The 20401-nt window shown below is 51.0% G+C and carries 21 protein-coding genes; 16 read left to right on the forward strand and 5 right to left on the reverse strand.

From position 1 onward, the window contains the following. Nucleotides 1-199 precede the first annotated feature (199 nt). The 3 genes from CWE14_RS01225 to CWE14_RS01235 all read left to right on the forward strand — a co-directional run bounded on the left by CWE14_RS01225 (nt 200) and on the right by CWE14_RS01235 (nt 1653). A complete protein-coding gene (locus CWE14_RS01225) occupies nt 200-589 on the forward strand; it encodes a DUF3192 domain-containing protein (RefSeq protein ID WP_126797710.1) in 390 nt (129 codons plus the stop codon). 70 nt (nt 590-659) lie between these two features. Next, nucleotides 660-1307: a GNAT family N-acetyltransferase gene (locus CWE14_RS01230; protein WP_126797711.1), complete on the forward strand. Its 648-nt coding sequence runs from the start codon at nt 660-662 to the stop codon at nt 1305-1307. 4 nt (nt 1308-1311) lie between these two features. Then, nucleotides 1312-1653: an Mpo1-like protein gene (locus CWE14_RS01235; RefSeq protein WP_126797712.1), complete on the forward strand. Its 342-nt coding sequence runs from the start codon at nt 1312-1314 to the stop codon at nt 1651-1653. A 22-nt stretch (nt 1654-1675) separates the two neighbouring features. Here CWE14_RS01235 and CWE14_RS01240 read toward each other — a convergent pair whose 3' ends face one another. Both CWE14_RS01240 and CWE14_RS01245 read right to left on the reverse strand, forming a co-directional pair. After that, complete coding sequence (locus tag CWE14_RS01240; protein WP_126797713.1) at nt 1676-2008, reverse strand: DUF3301 domain-containing protein; 333 nt, start codon at nt 2006-2008, stop codon at nt 1676-1678. Continuing rightward, complete coding sequence (locus tag CWE14_RS01245; RefSeq protein WP_126797714.1) at nt 2001-3068, reverse strand: DUF3549 family protein; 1068 nt, start codon at nt 3066-3068, stop codon at nt 2001-2003. Before CWE14_RS01245 ends, CWE14_RS01240 begins: the two co-directional genes overlap by 8 nt. A gap of 88 nt (nt 3069-3156) precedes the next feature. On the opposite strand from CWE14_RS01245, the gene CWE14_RS01250 reads away from it, so the two are divergent. Beyond that, nucleotides 3157-3501: a YqcC family protein gene (locus CWE14_RS01250; RefSeq protein ID WP_126797715.1), complete on the forward strand. Its 345-nt coding sequence runs from the start codon at nt 3157-3159 to the stop codon at nt 3499-3501. Beyond that, nucleotides 3498-4226 (forward strand): tRNA pseudouridine(65) synthase TruC, encoded by a 729-nt coding sequence (gene truC / locus CWE14_RS01255; protein ID WP_126797716.1) that lies wholly within the window; start codon nt 3498-3500, stop codon nt 4224-4226. Before CWE14_RS01250 ends, truC begins: the two co-directional genes overlap by 4 nt. A 5-nt stretch (nt 4227-4231) precedes the next feature. Here truC and dapD read toward each other — a convergent pair whose 3' ends face one another. The 3 genes from dapD to map are packed head-to-tail and all read right to left on the reverse strand — an operon-like array spanning nt 4232 to nt 8526. Beyond that, nucleotides 4232-5056, reverse strand: a complete 825-nt coding sequence (dapD, locus tag CWE14_RS01260; RefSeq protein ID WP_126797717.1) for a 2,3,4,5-tetrahydropyridine-2,6-dicarboxylate N-succinyltransferase — start codon at nt 5054-5056, stop codon at nt 4232-4234. Between the two features lie 29 nt (nt 5057-5085). Beyond that, a complete protein-coding gene (glnD, locus tag CWE14_RS01265) occupies nt 5086-7731 on the reverse strand; it encodes a [protein-PII] uridylyltransferase (RefSeq protein ID WP_126797718.1) in 2646 nt (881 codons plus the stop codon). A 9-nt stretch (nt 7732-7740) separates the two neighbouring features. After that, on the reverse strand, nt 7741-8526 hold the full coding sequence (gene map / locus CWE14_RS01270; protein ID WP_126797719.1) for a type I methionyl aminopeptidase: 786 nt from the start codon (nt 8524-8526) through the stop codon (nt 7741-7743). A 348-nt stretch (nt 8527-8874) separates the two neighbouring features. On the opposite strand from map, the gene rpsB reads away from it, so the two are divergent. The 11 genes from rpsB to lpxD all read left to right on the forward strand — a co-directional run bounded on the left by rpsB (nt 8875) and on the right by lpxD (nt 20361). Beyond that, entirely contained in the window at nt 8875-9612 is a 738-nt protein-coding gene (gene rpsB / locus CWE14_RS01275) for a 30S ribosomal protein S2 (protein ID WP_126788242.1), read from the forward strand. 80 nt (nt 9613-9692) lie between these two features. Beyond that, a complete protein-coding gene (gene tsf, locus CWE14_RS01280; protein WP_126788241.1) occupies nt 9693-10571 on the forward strand; it encodes a translation elongation factor Ts in 879 nt (292 codons plus the stop codon). A gap of 134 nt (nt 10572-10705) precedes the next feature. After that, nucleotides 10706-11431 (forward strand): UMP kinase, encoded by a 726-nt coding sequence (gene pyrH / locus CWE14_RS01285; RefSeq protein ID WP_126797720.1) that lies wholly within the window; start codon nt 10706-10708, stop codon nt 11429-11431. Nucleotides 11432-11479: 48 nt separating this feature from the next. Beyond that, entirely contained in the window at nt 11480-12001 is a 522-nt protein-coding gene (frr, locus tag CWE14_RS01290) for a ribosome recycling factor (protein ID WP_420836627.1), read from the forward strand. Nucleotides 12002-12079: 78 nt separating this feature from the next. Then, complete coding sequence (gene uppS, locus CWE14_RS01295; RefSeq protein ID WP_126797721.1) at nt 12080-12856, forward strand: polyprenyl diphosphate synthase; 777 nt, start codon at nt 12080-12082, stop codon at nt 12854-12856. A 2-nt stretch (nt 12857-12858) separates the two neighbouring features. Continuing rightward, the gene (locus tag CWE14_RS01300) at nt 12859-13737 is read left to right on the forward strand and encodes a phosphatidate cytidylyltransferase (RefSeq protein WP_126797722.1); all 879 of its coding nucleotides are present in this window, start codon (nt 12859-12861) and stop codon (nt 13735-13737) included. Beyond that, a complete protein-coding gene (gene ispC, locus CWE14_RS01305) occupies nt 13734-14930 on the forward strand; it encodes a 1-deoxy-D-xylulose-5-phosphate reductoisomerase (protein WP_126797723.1) in 1197 nt (398 codons plus the stop codon). The genes CWE14_RS01300 and ispC overlap by 4 nt, the downstream gene beginning before the upstream one ends. Before the next feature lie 2 nt (nt 14931-14932). Then, a complete protein-coding gene (rseP, locus tag CWE14_RS01310) occupies nt 14933-16276 on the forward strand; it encodes a sigma E protease regulator RseP (protein WP_126797724.1) in 1344 nt (447 codons plus the stop codon). 32 nt (nt 16277-16308) lie between these two features. Beyond that, on the forward strand, nt 16309-18786 hold the full coding sequence (gene bamA / locus CWE14_RS01315; RefSeq protein ID WP_126798139.1) for an outer membrane protein assembly factor BamA: 2478 nt from the start codon (nt 16309-16311) through the stop codon (nt 18784-18786). A 42-nt stretch (nt 18787-18828) separates the two neighbouring features. After that, complete coding sequence (locus CWE14_RS01320) at nt 18829-19335, forward strand: OmpH/Skp family outer membrane protein (RefSeq protein WP_241972308.1); 507 nt, start codon at nt 18829-18831, stop codon at nt 19333-19335. A 3-nt stretch (nt 19336-19338) separates the two neighbouring features. Continuing rightward, entirely contained in the window at nt 19339-20361 is a 1023-nt protein-coding gene (gene lpxD, locus CWE14_RS01325; RefSeq protein WP_126797726.1) for a UDP-3-O-(3-hydroxymyristoyl)glucosamine N-acyltransferase, read from the forward strand. The last annotated feature ends 40 nt before the right edge of the window (nt 20362-20401 follow it).

Consider the following 20401-nt stretch of genomic DNA (forward strand, 5'->3'; position numbering starts at 1 on the left):
CAATTGTGGTGAAAGTGGCGAACAAAGCCCGATTAAAGAGCCTATTTTTTAGTAAAAGTGGCCAGCGGGCAAAGACTGGATTTTCATTAAGTTGCTGTTTATAAAGGATTTTTGTATCTGGCGCAAACTTTGCAGCATTGAAAGATGTTAGCCGAGTGTAAGAACACTACTTTTTAAAACTAAATAATAATGAGGCCGTATGAAATCTTTACTAGCAATGACCCTACTGGTGCCTTTGGCATTGTCAGCATCCGCCTGTGTAGTTGTTGTCGATGGTGATAAAAGCTCTGTTAATTCCCGTAGTCAGAGTGACTGGGAGCGACAGGAAGCGCGCAACCGTCAGGCTTTGAATGAGCTGCACACACAACAACCAATGGCCGAGGTTATCGAGCGCATGGGCAATCCGGATTTTGATGAACAACTTCGCATTGGCGAGCGTAGCTACCGGGTTCTTTATTACCGCACCCAACGCGTCGAGTCTGATGGCATGACCACGAAAGATGAGTGCACCCCGATTGTGTTTGAACGGGGGGAGTTGTATGGCTGGGGTGAAAACCAACTGAAAGTGTTGCTTTCATCCAGCAATTAGTTACTTTAATGTAAAGCTATTTAGTCTATCGTATTGTTTGGTAGTCAACAGGTTGAACAGAGGAGAGCCAATGTCGGGGCAAGCGCAAACGACGTCAGATAACCCGCAACTAACGGGGCAACTGAAGTACCTGAGTGGTGAAGATCTTAGTGTCGCTGCCTCGCTATTGTTGCAGGCGTACCAGGACGATCCGGTTTTTCAGCAAATTTTTAAAGCGGATAAAGAAGGCTATGCACAGCGTTTACGTGCAGCCATTCGCGAGGAACTCAATTCGTTCTGGCAAAATCGGCAACCGATGTTTGGGCTTTTTCACGGTGAAACGCTGGAAGGCGTGGTTTGCTTAACCCGTCCTGACCAGGGTTTTTCCTCGCAACGCTTCTGGCATTGGCGCTTACGTATGTTATTAACTGCAGGCTACGTTAGTACCCGTCAGTTGATCGAAAAAGAACGTTTAATTGAGCAGGCAGTGCCTTATCAAAGCTACTTTATGCTGACTTTTATTGCGGTGCATCCACGTTACCAGCAGCACGGCCTTGGCCAACTGCTGGTACAGGCGGTCGACTCGATGCTGACAGGCGATCCGGATGCGGAAGGTGTGGTCGCGCTGGCAACCCGGCCGGAGTATGAGCACTTTCTTAGTCAACACGGGTATCAGAAGCTTAGCAGCATCGAGGTTGGCGACATTAGTGGCGCACTGATGAGCCACGGGCGAGGTTGATAGTATGCAATTTAAATCGTTTAAAGAATTTTATCCGTATTACCTGGCTGAGCACAGCGATAAACGTTGCCGTGCGATGCATTATATCGGCAGTACGCTGGTACTGGCGGTAATTGTGCAGGCTCTGTTAAGCGGGCAGGCCTGGTGGCTGCTGTTAATGCCGGTCATCGGCTATGGCTTTGCCTGGCTTGGTCATTTCGGTTTTGAGCACAACAGGCCGGCTACCTTTAAACATCCCTGGTACAGCCTGCTCGGCGACTGGGTGATGTACAAGGACTTTTGGGTTGGGCTTTTCGGCGGCCCCTCGGTGGCTGATAAAATTAAACCACCAACCAACCCTTCCTGAAGTAGACGCTGCTAGCGCAGAACTATTCGAGGTGCTCTCCCTCGGTCGCAATGGTCCGGTAAACCGGCATCTCAATCTTCAGCAAGCGGCGGTTACTAAACTGCAGTTCACCCTCGTAGCGACTTTCGTGGTCGCTGCTAAAACCAAACCGATAGCGACTGTGCCAGTATGGACCGCGGCGACCGAGCCGCAATCGCATCTGGTAGAGCGCAATATCGAGATATTGCAACTGGTTCTGTTTGCAATAGTGAATCGCATAGCGCTGCGCCTGCTCGCCTAACTGACGAAACTGCCAGAACAGACCTGCGATGCAGGCAACTGCGGCCAGCATCATCACGGTTGATAAATCAAACATTGCGCTGAACCCTCGTTTTCATCGCTGTAATAGCACTCTGCAAGGCCTCACTTTGCTGGTCGGGAGAATGCAGTAGCAGCAACAGATGAGGGCGTAAGGCGGGCAAGGCAACCAAATCTGCAAACAGATGCGGGAACAGGTCCGGCTGGGTCGCTAACTGGTTCAGATAGGCGGTACGGATACCGTCATCTTCGAGTAACGGCCACAACCGGGCTGCCAGTATAACCAACAGATCAGGTTCACAGGAGGTATCGAGCAGGGCCCTAATTGCGCGCTGCAGCTCGCTGGTTATGCGACTGCCGGACTGAACTGAGCTACTCAGCGCACGAAGTAATGAAATATGCTGAGGCAGCGCTGCTTCGCCGCGTTGCTGTTGCAGGCGGGCGGTTAAATTATGTTGCAGACTGCTGGGTAGAGGGTGCTGCTCCAGGGTTTCACAAAGCACTTTCTGAAAAGGGGCAGGCCAGCTGTCAAAGTGCTGATGGATAGCAGTGGCCAGCTTGGGCTGTTGGTTGAGGCGTACGGCAACATCATGCAATCCTTGTAAGCCGAGTTGCTGCCAGTCAGCTGGCTGACTCTTACCAAGAATAAAAGCCTCGGCGTCTTCAAAATAAATGCTCGCTGGCTGCTCTAATAAGTAGCTTACTTTGGCATGAAAGGCGGCTCGTTTATCCTCAGCAGGGGTAAAAATATATGGGTTTTGTTTCAGGATCTCGTCCTGTTCAGCGCTGGTTGGCGCGGTAATATCGCGACCCAGTGCTTCGACTATAATTTGCAGATAATGCTGGCGTGCGCCATGGCTGATCAGGCCACGCTCATCCAGTGGAAACTTAGCGAACCAAATATAGGGGCTCTGCGCATTATTTTTATGCCAGAAAACAATCCCCAGCCAGGCGTGTTGTTGCAGCGGTGTGGGGTAGGGCTGCTGGCCAGCTTCTATCAATGCAAACTCAGTATTTGCAATTTGTTGAACAAGACGACCTAAGTCAAAAATGTAATAATGGGTGTCTCCGATAGTGAGAAACTCAGTTAAAGTATCAACGCTGTTCGCCTGGGTCATAGTTCGTTAACTCGTTACAGGTGGTGATGAATGTCAGTCGTATGGTGTTATATTTTGCTAATTCAATGCGGTAAGTAAGAGAACTCTAGTGCAATATCAGCAAGTCCAAATTTTATTAGTGCAGCTGCAAAACGAGCTGCAGGATCTTCAGTTATGGCAGTCGCAAGCTCCGTCTGCGGAGGCGTTGCAGAGCACCCAGCCATTTGCGGTGGACACCCTGGCGTTTCACCAGTGGTTGCAGTTTATAATGATACCACGAATGGAAAACCTGGTGCAGGCGCGTCGACCTTTACCAACGTCGATGGCGGTGAGCCCGATGGCGGTGCAGGTGTATTCCGGTCAGTTGAAACAGCATCGGATGCTTATTAATTGTCTGCGTGAGCTGGACCAGGCTGTTACCGGGCAGGACCCATTGCAACCGGACCAGGCATGAGCGAACTGTCGCTGCTGTTTCAGGATCGCTATTTCGTCGCCATCGATAAACCTGCCGGATTATTGGTGCATCGCTCCTGGATCGCGTCGGAGGCGAAAGAATTTGCGCTGCAGATGCTGCGTGACCAGATAGGGCAACGGGTGTATCCGGTGCACAGGCTGGATCGTCCCACCTCGGGTATTTTACTCTTCGCATTGGATAGTGACAGCGCGCGACAAATGGGAGAGTGTTTTGCCAACCGAGAGGTACATAAAATGTACCATGCGGTGGTGCGTGGCTATTTGCCCGAGCATGGTCAGATTAATTACCCGTTAACAGAGCAGTTGGATAAGATTGCCGATAAACAGGCATCGACGGATAAAGAGGCACAGTCAGCAGTGACCGATTACATGACACTGGAGCGGGTTGAATTGCCTTATGAAGTCAGTAAACAGCACACTACGGCGCGTTATTCACTGGTAAAGCTGTCACCGAAAACAGGTCGTAAGCACCAGTTGAGACGCCATATGGCACATCTGCGACATCCGATTATTGGTGATACCAGTCATGGTGACGGCCGCCAGAATCGTTTTTTTCGACAGCATTTTGACCTGCAGCGTTTGTTGTTAGCTGCGACCGGGATGGAATTTACCCACCCAATTACTAAGCAGAAAATTCATATTCAAAGTGAGGTTCCGGCAGAGTTCCGGCGCCCGTTTCAGGCGCCGGATGCAATACGGCCTTAACTGCGTTACTCAGCGGCCCGAAGTAGCTCGTTAATACCGACTTTAGCGCGGGTCTTCGCGTCTACTTTTTTGACGATAATGGCCGCATACAAGCTGTGGCTGCCATCTTTGGCGGGCAACGAACCAGGCACCACTACCGCACCAGCAGGTACACGACCGTAATGAACCTGACCGGTTTCGCGGTCAAAAATGCGAGTGCTCTGGCCGATATACACGCCCATCGAGATAACCGCACCTTCTTCAACGATGACCCCTTCGACAATTTCTGAACGGGCACCAATAAAGCAGTTGTCTTCGATAATGGTAGGGTTGGCCTGCAAAGGCTCCAGCACGCCGCCAATGCCGACACCACCAGACAGGTGAACGTTCTTACCAATTTGCGCACAGGAGCCAACGGTTGCCCAGGTGTCGATCATGCTGCCTTCATCGACGTAGGCGCCGAGGTTGACATAGCTTGGCATGACCACCACGTTGTTACCCACGAAAGAGCCCCGACGAACCATCGCCGGCGGCACCACACGGACACCGTCACGTTTAAAATCAGCCTCGCTGTAGTCAGCGTATTTACTTGGGACTTTGTCAAAAAAGCGGGTTTCACCGCCATCCATCAGTTCATTGTCATTGAGACGGAATGATAGTAACACCGCTTTTTTTACCCATTCGTTGACTACCCAGTCACCGTCTTTCTTCTCGGCTACCCGCAGGGTGCCTGAGTCGAGCCCGTCAAGGGCCTGGCGAACGGCGTCACGAATCTCAGCTGGCGCACTGGCCGGCGACAAGTCCGAACGCTTCTCAAAAGCGTCTTCGATAATCTGTTGTAGCTCTTGCATAACTTTCCTACTTCGTTATTTTCAGTTAATCAATTGGGATCAGGTTCATCGTTCAGGGTATCAATAATCGTCTTTTTAAGCTGTTCACACTGGCTTTCACTCAGTGCCTGCTGGTGCTCCGAGGTGACACTGAATAAATCCTCAGCTTGTTCACCAATGGTGGTTATCTTGGCTGCCTGCAAAGTGACATTCTGCGCTTGCAGAACCTTAGCCAACATCGCAATCAGGCCCGGGCGATCCAGCGTGACCAATTCAAACGTGGTGCGTTTCTTATTTTTCTGCGCCAGAAAGGTGACCTTTGTCGGCACATTGAAATTACGCATCCGCCGTGACAGATGACGTTTAGCTGAGGGGGGTGAACGTCGCTTACGCAGTACATCGTAGAGATGCTGTTTGACTTCCTCAATTCGCTGCGGGTCAACCAGTGGCTTGCCATCGGTCTGCAGCAGGACAAAAGTGTCCATTACATAGCCGTCACGGGTATTTAGGATCTGTGCATCATGAATGCTCAGCTGCTCACCATCGAGCACGGCCGCCACGTTGGCGAACAAGTGGCTTTCTTCATGATGGTAGATAAACAGCTCGGTGGTACCGTGATTATTTTCATCGCCAATCAGGATCAGCGGTAGCTGATGTTCCTGCAGATGGACAATGTGCTGCGTATGCCAGGCAATTTGTTCTGGGGTGTGGCGATTAAAGTAGTCCACGGTGAAGCGAGCCCACAATTGAGTGACCTCGTTGGCCGCATAGCCTGCGCTTAACAGCAGCCCCATTGCTCCGGCGCGATTGGCGTTGATCCGCTCACGAATGTCCATGCTGTGACTACCTTCCTGCTGCAATATATTAGCGGTGGCATGGTAGAGCTCTTCGAGTAAGGTCGCTTTCCAGTTATTCCACAGGTTGCTGTTGGTCGCACGGATGTCCGCGACGGTCAGGCAATAGAGGTATTGCAGCCGTTGCATGGTCTTTACTTCACGGGCGAATTTTTGCAGCACTTCAGGATCGTAAATATCACGTTTTTGCGCCGTCACCGACATCAGCAGATGCTGGCGAACCAGCCAGCCTACCAGTGCCGCATCGTCGTCGGGGTAGTCATGCTGTTGACAAAAATGGAGGGCGTCGACTTCGCCCAGCTCCGAATGGTCACCCCCGCGGCCTTTGGCAATATCATGGAAAATACCGGCGAGGAACAAGAGTTCGGGCTTGGTCATGCTTTGCACCAATTCACTGCAAAGCGGGAAGCGCTCACTTTGTTCTTCCAGGGTGAAATTGTAGAGGTTGCTAATCAGGCGAAAAGTATGTTCGTCCACGGTATAGGCGTGAAACAGGTCAAACTGCATCTGCCCGACAATATGCTGCCATTGGGGCAGGTATTGCGCCATGATGCCATGCTGGTGCATCAGCGCGAACGGCAAGCCGAAGCCCCGCGGGTGTTTCACAATGGCGTTAAAGTAGCGTCGGCAGTCAGCGTCGTAACTAAGGGGCTGCTGTAACTGCCCCCGCGCATTGCGCAGTAAGCGGATGGTATGCGAATGAATACCTTTAATATCACTGCGCTCTGTTATCAGCAGGAAAAATCGCATAATCGTCTGTGCTTGTTTAAACACATCATCATGGCGGGCGCTGATAAGTCCGCGCAAAATGACAAAGTCCGCATCCAGCACCAGCGGTGCAGGGGACGTATCACCGGTTAAAATGGCCTGCTCAAAGAACTGCAGCAGCATGCGGTTCAGTTCACACACCCGCAGCACCACTTTGAAGTAGTCTTTCATCATCTGTTCAACAGAGCTTTTGCCCTCACGGCCATAGCCAAGGCGCATCGCTACGCCGGGCTGATAGTCAAACAGTAAGCGGTCTTCGGCTTTGTCGGCTTCCAGGTGCAGGGCATAACGGACACGCCAGAGAAAACTGGTGCAGTCCTGTAGTTCTAGAAATTCATCGGCGCTGATGTAGTGATATTCGACCAGGCTTTCGTCATTCTTGGTGCGAAAATGGTGTTTGGCGATCCAGCCGATGGTCTGAATGTCGCGCAGACCGCCTGGTGAGGATTTGATATTCGGTTCCAGATTATACGAGGTGCCGTGGTAGCGTTGATGGCGCGAAGTCTGTTCATCTACTTTGGCTTGATAAAAGGCGCGGCTGGACCAGGGGAAATCGCGGTTAATACGTTGTTGTAAACGTTCAGTGAGTTGCTCATCACCACATAACAGGCGATTCTCAATCAGCGTGGTGGCAATGCTGATATCCTCATCTGCACCTTGCATACATTGCTCAACGGTGCGCACTGAATGGCCGACATCGAGGCGTAAATCCCACAACAGGGTAACCAGTTCACTGATTTTCTCCACATTTGGAGTGCTTAAATAGCCTTCGTGCAGAAACAGTAAATCAATATCCGACCAGGGATGCATGGTGCCGCGACCATAGCCACCGACGGCTAACAGCGCTAAATCGCCAGCCGGCAGTTGCAGCTGCGACCAAAGGTGACAGAGTAGTTGGTCAAAAAAATACGCCCGATGCTGCACCAGTATATCGATATCGGCACTGATAAACTGTTCGGCGGACCAGTCATTGTAGGCTTTTAGCTGCGCCTTAAAGCCCGCCAAATCAGTTAGAGAAGCGGGCCAGTGGGCGCTAAACAGTTGAGCAAATTCGGGGGCGGCGTGCTGGCGCATGGGTGGTTGTTAACTATGCTCAATGACGCGTTCGATGTCTTCATCGTCGCGCAGAGTAAGAATTTCGACGCCGGTTTCAGTCACCAGTAGGGTATGTTCCCACTGGGCACTTAAACTGCGGTCTTTGGTCAGCACTGTCCAGCCGTCTTTAAGGATTTTAGTGTAGCGTTTTCCAGCGTTAACCATCGGCTCAATGGTCAGGCACATGCCAGCTTTCAGTTCGACACCGGTGCCCGCGCGTCCATAATGCAGTACTTGCGGGTCTTCATGGAATTCATCGCCAATACCATGGCCGCAGAATTCACGCACGATGGAGTAGCCGAAACCTTCGGCATAGCTTTGAATTTCGTGGCCCAGGTCGCCCAGGCGAACACCAGGCTTAACCATACTGATCGCTTTATAAAGGGACTCCTGGGTCACCTGGGTTAAGCGCTTGGCCAGAATAGAGCCTTCACCAACGATAAACATTTTGCTGGTATCACCGTGATAGCCGTCTTTACGTACGGTGACATCAATATTAATAATGTCGCCTTTTTTGAGAGGCTTTTCGTTGGGTATACCATGGCAGACACAATGGTTAACCGAGGTGCAGATAGACTTAGGGAAACCGTGGTAGTTGAGTGGTGCCGGGTATGCGTCGTGAGCGACAATATAGTCGTGACAGATGGTGTTCAACTCATCTGTAGTGATGCCCGCTTTGACATGTGGGGTAATCATCTCCAGCACACTGGCGGCAAGACGGCCCGCGACACGCATTTTTTCAATTTCTTCAGCAGTTTTAATCTTAATCGACATACCAAGCACTCAATTGTTTGAAGTAACCCTGTGGACCTGTGGAGTCGGCCGCTTACGTCAGACAACGTCAGGGGTTGTTTGCAGCGGCCAATGGTAGCAGAAAGCAACCTTTTACGCACCTGCTGAACAGGGCGCCAACCAATAGAAAATTTTGAAATTAATGGTCAATTGTGGTATAAAACGCGCCGCAACCCCATGGGCTGCAAATTGAGCTTTAGAAACTAAACTTTTAATACTTAAATTACACACATATATCGACACATGCTCCGGGGTGCCTGACGGGTTTGACTCAACGGGTCGGTGGCATGGGATATATGGAGGCGTAACCCCTACTTGAGGAAATTTAAAATGGCTACAGTGTCAATGCGTGACATGCTGAAAGCGGGTGTCCACTTCGGTCACCAGACTCGTTATTGGAACCCTAAGATGAAGCCTTTCATCTTCGGCGCGCGTAACAAGATTCACATCATTAACCTGGAGCAAACCGTTCCAATGTTTAATGATGCACTGAGCTTCTTACAGCACACCGCGTCTAACAACGGTAAAATTCTGTTTGTTGGTACTAAGCGCGCAGCTGCTCAAACGGTTAAAGAAAGTGCATTGTCTTGCAACCAGTACTTCGTAAACCACCGCTGGTTGGGTGGTATGCTGACTAACTGGAAAACCGTTCGTCAGTCAATCAAACGTCTGAAAGACTTAGAAGCACAAAGCCAGGACGGTACTTTCGAAAAGCTGACCAAGAAAGAAGCGCTGGTTAACTCGCGTGAAATGGACAAGCTTGAGAAGAGCCTGGGCGGTATCAAAAACATGGGCGGCTTGCCAGACGTATTATTCGTCATCGATGCTGACCATGAACACATCGCGATTAAAGAAGCGAACAACCTGGGTATCCCGGTTGTATCTGTGGTTGATACCAACTCAAACCCAGACGGCGTTGATTACGTTATCCCTGGTAACGACGATGCTATTCGTGCCATTCAGTTGTACCTAGGCTCGGCCGCTGCGACCATCAATGAAGGTCGTCAGCAGTCAGGTGTAGCGGTTGCATCTGAAAAAGACGAGTTTGTTGAAGCAGACTCTGAATAAGTAAGACACTTGAATAGACTGCCCGGTGTCTGTCACAGGCACCGGGCATTATTTGAATTTGATTGGCTGAGGACAAGACAATGGCTGTAACTGCCGCAATGGTAAAAGAATTACGTGAGCGTACTGGCGCTGGCATGATGGATTGCAAAAAAGCACTGGAAGAAACCCAGGGCGATATCGAAACTGCAATCGACAACATGCGTAAGAGCGGCCAGGCGAAAGCTGCCAAGAAAGCAGGCCGTGTTGCTGCTGAAGGGATTATCCTGACTAAAGCAGAAGGCAACGTAGGTACCTTGGTTGAGCTGAACTGTGAAACTGATTTCGTATCACGTGACAAAAGCTTCCTGGCATTTGGCGACGAGGTTATTAACGCTGCATTTGCTAACCAGGAAAACGACATTGAAAGCCTGAACAACACCGACCTGGGTGAGAACACAGTTGAAGTAACTCGTGCTAACCTGGTTGCTAAAATCGGCGAAAACATGAATGTACGTCGCGTTCGCACCGTAACTGGTGGTGACCGTGTAGTGACTTACGTTCACGGTGGTCGTATTGGTGTTGCAGTAGTAATGACTGGCGGCTCTGATGAGCTGGCGAAAGACGTTGCCATGCACGTCGCTGCGAGCAACCCACAGTTCGTTAAGCCAGAAGACGTGGCTGAAGAAGTGGTTAACAAAGAGCGTGAAATCCAGGTTGATATCGCTATGCAATCTGGCAAGCCAAAAGAAATCGCTGAGAAAATGGTTGAAGGCCGGATGAAGAAATTCACTGGCGAAATCAGCCTGACTGGCCAGCCGTTCGTTAAGGACCCAGCTAAGTCTGTTGGCGAACTGCTGAAAGAAAATAGTGCTGATGTACTGGACTTCGTTCGTTTCGAAGTTGGTGAAGGTATTGAGAAGAAAGAAGAAGACTTCGCTTCTGAAGTTCAGGCTCAGGTTGCAGCAGCTAACAAAGGCTAAGTAACCGTGGCATTGACGCCGGAACTGAACTGACTCTAAACTAACCGCGCCTCGTTTTAACGGCAGGGCGCGGTTTTTTTTGACCTGAATTTATCAAGCTCTGATTGTATCAAGTAAATAAGGAAGCCATAGCCATGAGCACGAATCCAAAAGCGAGTTATCGCCGCGTCCTGTTAAAATTAAGCGGAGAAGCCCTGATGGGGGACGAGCCGTTTGGCATTGATGCCAAAATGCTGGACCGCATGGCGCAAGAAATTAAAGAAGTGGTGGAACTTGGAGTCCAGGTAGGTTTAGTGATTGGTGGTGGCAACCTGTTTCGTGGTGAAGGGCTGGCAAAAGCGGGTATGAACCGCGTTGTTGGTGACCACATGGGGATGCTGGCAACGGTTATGAATGGCCTCGCTATGCGCGACGCACTGCACCGTTCGTATGTGAACGCACGGCTGATGTCGGCGATTGAATTGACTGGGGTTTGTGACAGCTACAACTGGGCAGAAGCGATCAGTTTACTTAAGTCAGGGCGTGTCGTAATCTTCTCCGCAGGCACTGGTAACCCGTTTTTCACCACGGACTCTGCAGCTTGTTTACGCGGCATTGAAATCGAAGCAGAACTGGTTCTTAAAGGAACCAAAGTGGATGGGGTCTATTCGGCCGATCCAATGAAAGATGCAGACGCCACGTTGTACCAGCAGATAACGTATGACGAAGTGTTGAGCAACGAATTGAAAGTGATGGACCTGGCAGCATTTACGCTGGCGCGGGACCATAACTTACCGATCCAAGTTTTTAACATGAATAAACCGGGTGCCCTGAAAGCTGTTATTATGGGCGAACAGGAAGGCACACGGATTAGCAACTAAAGGTGAATCATCGTGATTAATGATGTGATTAAAGACGCTAAAGAGCGCATGGCAAAAAGTGTCGACGCACTAAAAAGTCAAATGTCTAAGGTTCGCACGGGACGTGCGCACCCGAGCATCCTGGATGGTGTTCGTGTACCTTATTATGGGGCCGAAACACCGCTTAACCAGTTAGCCAATATTACCGTGGAAGATTCGCGGACCCTGGCGATCACGGTATTTGATAAATCCACTACCGGCGCTGTTGAAAAAGCGATCATGACCTCGGATCTGGGTTTGAATCCAGCCTCAGCAGGGACTGTGATTCGGGTTCCTTTACCCCCGTTAACCGAAGAGCGGCGTAAAGAGCTGGTTAAAGTGGTTCGTTCAGAAGCAGAGCAGGGTCGTGTTGCAGTGCGCAATATTCGTCGTGACGCCAATGGCGACCTGAAAGAATTGCTGAAAGAAAAAGAAATCACCGAAGATGACGAGCACAAAGGTCAGGATGATATTCAAAAAATCACCGACGAAGCGATCAAGAAAATCGATGATGCGCTGACTGCGAAAGAAGCGGAACTGATGGAAGTTTAAGCGCTCATCCGCGAAGCCATTGGAGGCTGACGCCGTGTAAGGTATACTTGCGCGGCGTTTATTTTTTGTGAACTTGTGATGACGGCAATCAACCCAACTGCAATCGATCAGGCTGTTTTACCGCGCCATGTGGCTATTATTATGGATGGCAATGGGCGTTGGGCAGAACAGCGTGGAAAAGCCCGCACTAGCGGGCACAAAGAAGGTGCGTCTGCAGTACGCAGAGCAGTGGCGTTTGCCCGTCGCAATGGTATCGAAGCGCTGACCCTGTTTGCGTTCAGCAGTGAGAACTGGAAACGCCCGGCACTTGAAGTGAAAGTGCTGATGGAATTATTCGCCACCGTGCTGACCCGGGAAGTTGAAGAGCTGGATCAGCATGGGGTGCAATTGCGTATCGTAGGTGACACCAGCCAGTTTAGTAAACGTTTGCAGCAACGCATTGCCGCTGCAGAACAACAGACTGAAAAGAATGACAAACTGGTGCTGAACATTGCCGCTAATTATGGTGGCCGTTGGGATATTATGCAGGCGGCACAACGCTTTGCAGCCGACGTTGAAGCCGGGCTGCAAACCAGTGCAGATTTGACTGAGACCCTGTTGGGGCAATACATGTGCCTGGCAGACGGTCCACCACCAGATTTGCTGATACGAACAGGCGGAGACCTGCGGATTAGCAATTTTCTACTGTGGCAGCTCGCGTATGCAGAATTATATTTTTGCGATACGCTGTGGCCAGACTTTGATGATGCCGTCTTTGCGCAGGCAGTTAGTTGTTTCGTCGCGCGGGAACGTCGCTTTGGACTCACCAGCCAACAAATAAAAACATTAATGGCCGGTGACACACTTGAGGACTAATTTTGCTTAAACAACGTATTTTGACAGCGTTGGTACTGATTCCACTGGCACTGTACTGTATCTTCTTTCTTTCCTTGAATGGTTTTGCCATTTTTGCCCTGGCGGCTTTATCCATAGGTGCGTGGGAATGGTCCCCACTGATGGGAGTACGGCGGCTTTCCGGTCGTATCGCTTATACCGTTCTGGTGGCCGCTTTAATCGCGGTCCTTTATGTACTTGCCCCAATTAACTCACTATGGTCTGAACAAGGGCTGGCTCAACCTATGGTGGTGGCAATAAGCGCCGGCGTTATCTGGTGGCTGGCTGCGATTCTGATGGTGCTTAACTTTCCGGGTAGCCAGCGTCTGTGGCGCCGTAGTCGCGTCTACGTGGGTGTTTTTGGGGTCCTGGTCCTGGTGCCTGCATGGGCAGCGTTAATTAGTATTCGCGCGTTAAACTACGACCTCAATCCCTTGTTTGGCGCCTGGACCGTACTATTTATATTTGTCTTAGTATGGGCCGCTGATGTGGGTGCTTATGCCGCAGGGCGCGCCATGGGTAAACACAAGATGATTCCGGCAGTGAGCCCGAATAAAACCATTGAAGGGCTTTGTGGTGGGGTCGTACTGGCGTTCGTGATTATGGTGCTGGTCGCACAGCTGCTGCCCATTCCGCGCGAGCTTTATGTCGGTTTCTACAGTGTCGGCCTGGCAACTGTTATTGTCTCGGTGTTTGGTGATTTAAGCGAAAGTATGTTTAAACGTTGCGCTGGGGTAAAAGACAGTGGTTCCATTCTGCCGGGACACGGCGGCGTTCTTGACCGCATCGATAGTCTGACATCTGCGTTGCCGGTGTTCGTGCTTGGCTATTTAATGCTTATTCATCCTGCGCTGGCGTCATGAGTGGTCAACGACTTACTATTCTGGGGGCCACAGGCTCTATAGGCAGCAGTACACTCGATGTGATCGCGCAGCATCCTCAACGCTTTGAGCTGTTTGCAGTGACCGCACACTCCAACGTTACGGCGATGGAAGCGATATGTCAGCGTTTCACCCCAAGCTATGCGGTGATGGTGGATGAGCAGGCCGCAAATCGCTTACGCGAGGCGTTGGCTGACAAACCTGAAATTACTGTTTTGGCCGGCGCTCAGGCATTGCTTGAGGTCAGTGCTGCGAGTGAAGTGGATCAGGTGATGGCAGCTATTGTTGGAGCCGCAGGACTGGCCCCCACACTGGCTGCGGTAAAGGCCGGTAAACGGGTTCTGCTGGCGAACAAAGAAGCGCTGGTGATGAGCGGGCAGCTGTTTATGGACGCGGTCCAGCATTATGGTGCAGAGCTGCTGCCAGTCGACAGTGAACACAATGCTATTTTCCAGTGTCTGACCACGCATGCGCAGAGCACGCTCGGCCAGGTTGATTTGGAAGCTGAAGGGATCAGTAAGATTTTACTGACCGGTTCTGGCGGTCCATTCCTTAATTTGCCCGTTAACCAGCTTAATCAACAAACCCCTGCGGCGGCCTGTAAGCATCCAAACTGGTCGATGGGACAGAAAATATCAGTTGATTCTGCGACCATGCTCAACAAGGGACTGGAATATATTGAAGCGCGCTGGCTGTTTAATTGCCGCCGCGAGCAGCTGGACATCGTTATCCATCCGCAAAGTGTGATTCACTCGATGGTGCAATACAGCGATGGCTCGGTACTGGCTCAATTAGGTCAACCAGACATGAAAACACCGATTGCCCATTGCATGCACTATCCCCATCGGCGCAGCAGTGGAGTCAAGGCACTGGACTTTACTCAACTGGGGGCATTGACCTTTGTCACCGTGGATGAACAGCGTTACCCATGCCTGCGCTTGGCGCAGCAAGCTTGTTGGCAAGGTCAGGCGGCGACGACTGCATTAAATGCAAGCAACGAAATAGCGGTAGAAAACTTTCTCGCTGAACGGATTCAGTTTGGTCAAATCAGCGAAGTCTGTGATAGGGTGCTGCAACAATTGCAGATGCCTGCATTAGGCAGTATTGACGACGTGGTGGCCTTCGACCAAAAGGTGCGCCGGGTCGCTTTTGAATGTGTGGAGGCTCTGACCTAGTCATGGGACAAATTGTTTGGACGCTGGGTGCGTTCTTGTTGGCTATCGGGCTGGTCGTGACCTTTCACGAATTCGGTCACTATTGGGTTGCTCGCCGTTGCGGCGTTCGGGTACTCACGTTTTCGGTAGGCTTTGGTCGTCCACTGTGGTCGCGAGTTGCTAAAGACGGCACACGGTATCAGGTGGCCATGGTGCCATTAGGTGGCTATGTGCGTATGCTCGATGGTCGGGTTGACGAAGTGTCAGCAGAGCAGGAGCATGAAAGCTTTAGCCATCAGCCAGTACTTAAGCGGATTGCCATTGTGCTGGCTGGTCCTGTTTTTAATTTTATTTTCGCCCTTGTTGCTCTCTGGTTGATGTTGATGATCGGGGTTGCTTCGTATCGCCCGGTGGTGGGTGACGTCACAGCCGGTAGTATCGCAGCCGAGGCAGGTTTACAGCGTGGCGACGAGATTGTTCGTGTAGACGGACGACGGACCGAAGAATGGCAGGCCGTTAACCTGGCCCTGGTGGAGCGTATTGGCGACAGCCAAACGGAATGGGTGGTTGAGAATAGCCGTGGTGAACAGCGTCAGTTAGCGTTCGATCTTAATGCCTGGGCGTTTGATCCGGATCGAGAATCGACTATCGCCAGCCTTGGTTTACGCCCGTTTCAACCGCAAATTTATACCAGCCTGGCGCAGGTCATGGATGATTCACCCGCAGCACAGGCTGGTTTGCGCACAGGTGACAAAATTCTTGGCATTGATGGAACTATGCCAATGGATTGGGAACAAATAAGGAGCTTTATTGCAGCGAACCCGAGCCACCAGGCAGAGATGCTGGTTGAGCGGGGCGGCGAGCAGTTCAGCATGCAGGTCGTATTCGGGGAGCAACAGGGACAGGGCTTTTTAGGCGTGGTGCCGGAAATGGAACCTTATCCTTCAGAATACCAGTTCACAATGCAGTATGGACCGCTTGGCGCGGTGCCGCAAAGCATTGACCGCACTTGGCAACTGATGACGCTGAGTGTAAGTATGATAAAAAAACTCATCACTGGCGATGTGTCAGTGAAAAACTTGAGTGGCCCGATTGGGATCGCGGTAGGGGCAGGGGACCACGCCAGCTATGGTCTGGTGTATTTCCTTAGCTTTTTGGCACTTATCAGTGTCAGCCTGGGTATCCTTAATCTATTGCCAATTCCCGTGCTGGACGGCGGTCATCTGGTTTATTACATCATCGAGTGGGTGCGCGGGAAACCGGTCCCTGAGCATATTCAGGAAATCGGTTTTCGGGTGGGAATGCTATTACTATTCGCACTGATGGCGCTGGCGCTGTTTAACGATATTTCGCGCCTGGTACCCTAAATTTGAATTCGCAATTAAATAAGTATGACTACATGACGTTGAAGAAGCTGTTATTTGGAGCGGTATTTCTGGGAACAGGGACGAGTGCGTACGCCGCCGATCCTTTTGTTGTTGAAGATATCCAGGTAGAAGGTTTACAACGGGTTGCCTTAGGTGCTGCGTTGACATACATCCCGGTGCAGGTAGGCGATGAAATCGATGCCTCGCTGGTAGCTGAAACCATACGGGAACTGTACGCGTCATCGCACTTTGATGATGTGGAAGTGCTACGTGACGAAGGCGTCTTATTGATTCGGGTCACCGAGCGTCCGACCATCAGTGATATCACCTTTGAGGGCAACGAAGATCTCGAAGATGAGCAGTTACAGGACAGTTTACGTAACAGCGGGGTCGTCGTCGGTGAGCAGCTTGACCGCACCATGATCCGTGATATCGAAGGCGGTCTTGAAGAATTCTATCAAAGCGTTGGTAAATACAATGCCAATGTAAGTGTCAGCGTCATTAACCTGCCGCGCAACCGGGTGGAGCTGCGCTTCAACTTTTCCGAAGGCGCTGCTGCTGAAGTGAAGCAGATTAACTTCATCGGCAATGATAGCTTTACCCGTGAAGAACTGATGGCTCAGTTTGAACTACGTGATGAGCTGCCCTGGTGGAACTTCTTTGGTAAGCGTCAGTACCAGCAGCAACAGCTCGGTGGCGATTTGGAGACTCTGGAGTCGTTCTATCGTAATCGTGGCTATGCCCGTTTTCAGGTGCAGTCGGTGCAGGTGGCAATGACCCCGGAAAAAGACGGTATCTACATTACTGTGAATGTCGACGAAGGTGAGCAGTATCAGGTCAATGAAGTGACCGTACTGGGTGATTTACGTGGGCATGATAACTTTATTACTGCGGTGGCTGAAAGTGCTGAAGGGCGACGCTATAACGCCTCGTACATGACCAATATCGAAGAATCGATAAAGGGATATTTCGGGCGTTTTGGTTATGCTTATCCTGAAGTCCGAGCTGTCCCTGAGATGAACGATGATGACCTGACTGTCGATTTGACCTTCGTGGTTGAACCGGGCAACCGTGCCTATGTGCGACGGGTCGAGTTTGTCGGCAATGATGCCACTAAAGATGAAGTGTTACGTCGCGAGATGCGGCAACTGGAAGGCGCCTGGTTGAACCAGCAGCAAGTCGAAGGCGGTAAAGTTCGGCTTGAGCGGTTGGGCTATTTTGCCAGCGTTGAAGTTGAGACGGTGCGGGTACCGGGTGAAGACGATCAGGTCGATTTGATTTACCGGGTCGAAGAACAACCGTCGGGCTCGATCCAGGCTGGTATCGGCTATGGCGGTTTTAGTGGGCTGAGCCTGAACGCAGGTATTTCCCAGGAAAACTTCTTTGGTACTGGTAACCGGGCGGGTATTCAGCTTAATACCAACCGCTACCAGAAAGATGCCCAAGTCACGTACCGTGATAACTACTTTACCGATGACGGTGTGAGTTTGGGCGGCAGTATTTTCTATCGGGATTTTGATGGTAGTCGCGCTAACCTGGCTCAGTTTAGTCAGAAAAGTTATGGTATCTCCAGCGATTTAGGGTTCCCAATTAACGAGTACCAGCGGATTAACTTTGGTGTAGGCTTTACCAATACCGGGATTAGCCAGTACCAACAAATTGATCAGATGACTCAATTTCTTAACCGCTATGCAGATCCACAAAATCCGGAAGGGTCGGTTAACTTTAAAACCTATGACCTGAGCCTGGGGTGGCAACGGGTGACGTTGAACCGTGGTGTGTTCCCAACCGCGGGTACTCAGAACGTAGTTTCTTTGAAAATGACAACGCCAAACAGTGACGTTCAATTTTTCAAAGCCAACTACCGTTTCCGTCATTACCTGCCGATTGACAGCAATCATAAGTTTGTCTTCCTGACGCGCTTAAATGCGGGTTACGGTAATGGTTATGGTAGTAGCAATGGCGTTGAGAATACGCTGCCATTCTGGGAGAATTTCTATGGTGGCGGTCAGGATTCATTACGCGGCTTCGAAACCAACCGAATCGGTCCACGGGGTATCCTTCGTCAGCCGACCTATGTTCAGGGGCCACCGGATGCCAATGGTAATCCGACCCGGGTTGCTTTGGGACCTGAGTATGATACCTATGAGGTAGCTGCGTTCCGGGGTGTCGGTGGTAACGCCATGATAAGCGGTGGATTTGAACTTATCGTACCCACTCCGTTTGCTGGCGAAGACGCGGCAAATACGGTTCGTACCAGCCTGTTTGTGGATGCTGGTGTGGTATGGGACACTGAGTTTGATTATGCTTCATACGCTGATTTGCGTAATGTAGGTACAAAAGAGCTGTGGGATTACAGCAGCGCAAGTAATTACCAGGCGTCCTATGGTGCATCGGTTCAATGGCTGTCGCCGATGGGGGCTCTGACCTTCAGTTTAGGCTTCCCGATCCGCTCTTTGGATCCATCGGTTGAAGAACGCTTTACGTTTAACTTAGGTACGACATTTTAAATTAGCAACAACACATTTTAAGAGGATAGAACTTTGAAAAATATGATGAAGTCTGTATTAGTCGCGACCGCTTTCATGGCTATGACGCTGGGTGCAACTGCCAGTGCCCAGGATGCTAAATTTGCAGTGGTCGATGTCGGCGCTGTATTCCAGCAGTTACCAGAGCGTGAGCAAATCTCACAAAGCTTGCAGCGCGAGTTCAGCGACCGAATCGAAAATATGCAGCAACGTGAGCAGGAAATTGGTCAGCTGCAGGAACGTATTCAGCGCGATGAAGAAATCATGAGCGAAGACGAATACAACCAGGCAATGATGGACTTCCAGCAACGTGTGCAGGAAGCTCAGCAAGCTGGTCAGCAGTTAAACGAAGAAATGCGTCGCCGTCAGGGCGAAGAGCGTGACCGTGTTTTACGCCGGATGCAGGAAGTGATTGCTGACATCGCTGAAGAAGAAGGCTATGACGTCGTATTAGAAGCAAATGGCATTGCCTATGCTCGTGACGGTTTCGATATTTCTTCACGTGTTCTTGATGCGATGGGCAACGACTAAGTAATGAAGAGTATGACATTGCAGCAGTTGGCTGACGCGACCGGATGTCAGGTTCGTGGTGATGCCAGCTTCCAGGTGAAAGGCCTGGCGACCTTGCGCTCAGCTTCGGCTGAGCACATTTCGTTTCTGGCCAATGAAAGATACCGCGAACTGCTGGTCAGCACAGGTGCCGGTGCCGTTATTATGCGTCCTGCGGATGACGATGGGCACGTGGCGAATGCGTTGCTAACGGACAACCCTTATCTGACTTATGCGCGGGTAGCCCAGTTACTCGATAGTACGCCAGTCATGCAGCCAGTGGTCCACCCGACAGCGGTTATCGCAGAGGGCGTAGAGCTCGGAGCCAACGTCGCAGTGGGGCCTTATGCTGTGCTGGAGGCCGGTGTGAAGCTCGCTGACGGGGTCCAGATTGGCGCCCATTGTTACCTTGGCGAGAACGTCAGTATCGGTGAGAACAGCCGCTTGTGGCCGAACACGACTATTTATCACGGCGTCCGCATTGGCAAGCACTGTACCGTCCATTCCGCTAGCGTAATTGGCAGTGATGGCTTTGGTTGGGCCACTGAAAACGGAAAATGGGTTAAAATTCCTCAGTTGGGCGCGGTTGTGCTCGGTGACCATGTTGATATTGGCTCCGGCACGACCATTGATCGGGGTGCGCTGGATGACACCATTGTGGAAGACAACTGTATTATTGATAATCAGGTACATGTCGGTCACAACGTGGTGATTGGTGCAGGCACCGCTATCGCTGGACAGGCCGGTATTGCTGGCAGTACCCAGGTTGGTCGCAACTGTTTGATTGGCGGTCAGGCTGGGTTAGCCGGACATATTAAGATTGCTGACGGGGTGCAGATGCATGGTCAGGCGATGGTGACTAAATCCATTAGTCAACCAGGCGTTTATGCATCAGGCAATCCTGCGGTCGCTCAAGGTGAGTGGGCCCGTGTTGGTGTTCGGTATAAGCAATTACCGGAGCTGTTTAAGCGAGTCAAAGCGCTGGAATCTAAACTAAAAGACGATTAAATCGTCGAGGAGCATCTTTTGACTGAGCAAGTATCTGGCG

Origin of the sequence: Aliidiomarina soli, assembly GCF_003986975.1 — a bacterium.
GTDB lineage: Bacteria > Pseudomonadota > Gammaproteobacteria > Enterobacterales > Alteromonadaceae > Aliidiomarina > Aliidiomarina soli.

Excerpts from the sequence above, each read along its gene's own strand:
- CWE14_RS01240 (WP_126797713.1), bottom strand. The coding sequence starts at position 2,008 with ATGTTTGATTTATCAACCGTGATGATGCTGGCCGCAGTTGCCTGCATC.
- map (WP_126797719.1), bottom strand. The coding sequence starts at position 8,526 with ATGTCGATTAAGATTAAAACTGCTGAAGAAATTGAAAAAATGCGTGTC.
- rpsB (WP_126788242.1), top strand. The coding sequence starts at position 8,875 with ATGGCTACAGTGTCAATGCGTGACATGCTGAAAGCGGGTGTCCACTTC.
- lpxD (WP_126797726.1), top strand. The coding sequence starts at position 19,339 with ATGAAGAGTATGACATTGCAGCAGTTGGCTGACGCGACCGGATGTCAG.
- CWE14_RS01320 (WP_241972308.1), top strand. The coding sequence starts at position 18,829 with ATGATGAAGTCTGTATTAGTCGCGACCGCTTTCATGGCTATGACGCTG.
- frr (WP_420836627.1), top strand. The coding sequence starts at position 11,480 with ATGGCAAAAAGTGTCGACGCACTAAAAAGTCAAATGTCTAAGGTTCGC.
- CWE14_RS01235 (WP_126797712.1), top strand. The coding sequence starts at position 1,312 with ATGCAATTTAAATCGTTTAAAGAATTTTATCCGTATTACCTGGCTGAG.
- bamA (WP_126798139.1), top strand. The coding sequence starts at position 16,309 with ATGACGTTGAAGAAGCTGTTATTTGGAGCGGTATTTCTGGGAACAGGG.
- CWE14_RS01230 (WP_126797711.1), top strand. The coding sequence starts at position 660 with ATGTCGGGGCAAGCGCAAACGACGTCAGATAACCCGCAACTAACGGGG.
- CWE14_RS01245 (WP_126797714.1), bottom strand. The coding sequence starts at position 3,068 with ATGACCCAGGCGAACAGCGTTGATACTTTAACTGAGTTTCTCACTATC.
- uppS (WP_126797721.1), top strand. The coding sequence starts at position 12,080 with ATGACGGCAATCAACCCAACTGCAATCGATCAGGCTGTTTTACCGCGC.
- glnD (WP_126797718.1), bottom strand. The coding sequence starts at position 7,731 with ATGCGCCAGCACGCCGCCCCCGAATTTGCTCAACTGTTTAGCGCCCAC.
- CWE14_RS01225 (WP_126797710.1), top strand. The coding sequence starts at position 200 with ATGAAATCTTTACTAGCAATGACCCTACTGGTGCCTTTGGCATTGTCA.
- ispC (WP_126797723.1), top strand. The coding sequence starts at position 13,734 with ATGAGTGGTCAACGACTTACTATTCTGGGGGCCACAGGCTCTATAGGC.
- tsf (WP_126788241.1), top strand. The coding sequence starts at position 9,693 with ATGGCTGTAACTGCCGCAATGGTAAAAGAATTACGTGAGCGTACTGGC.
- dapD (WP_126797717.1), bottom strand. The coding sequence starts at position 5,056 with ATGCAAGAGCTACAACAGATTATCGAAGACGCTTTTGAGAAGCGTTCG.
- rseP (WP_126797724.1), top strand. The coding sequence starts at position 14,933 with ATGGGACAAATTGTTTGGACGCTGGGTGCGTTCTTGTTGGCTATCGGG.
- pyrH (WP_126797720.1), top strand. The coding sequence starts at position 10,706 with ATGAGCACGAATCCAAAAGCGAGTTATCGCCGCGTCCTGTTAAAATTA.
- truC (WP_126797716.1), top strand. The coding sequence starts at position 3,498 with ATGAGCGAACTGTCGCTGCTGTTTCAGGATCGCTATTTCGTCGCCATC.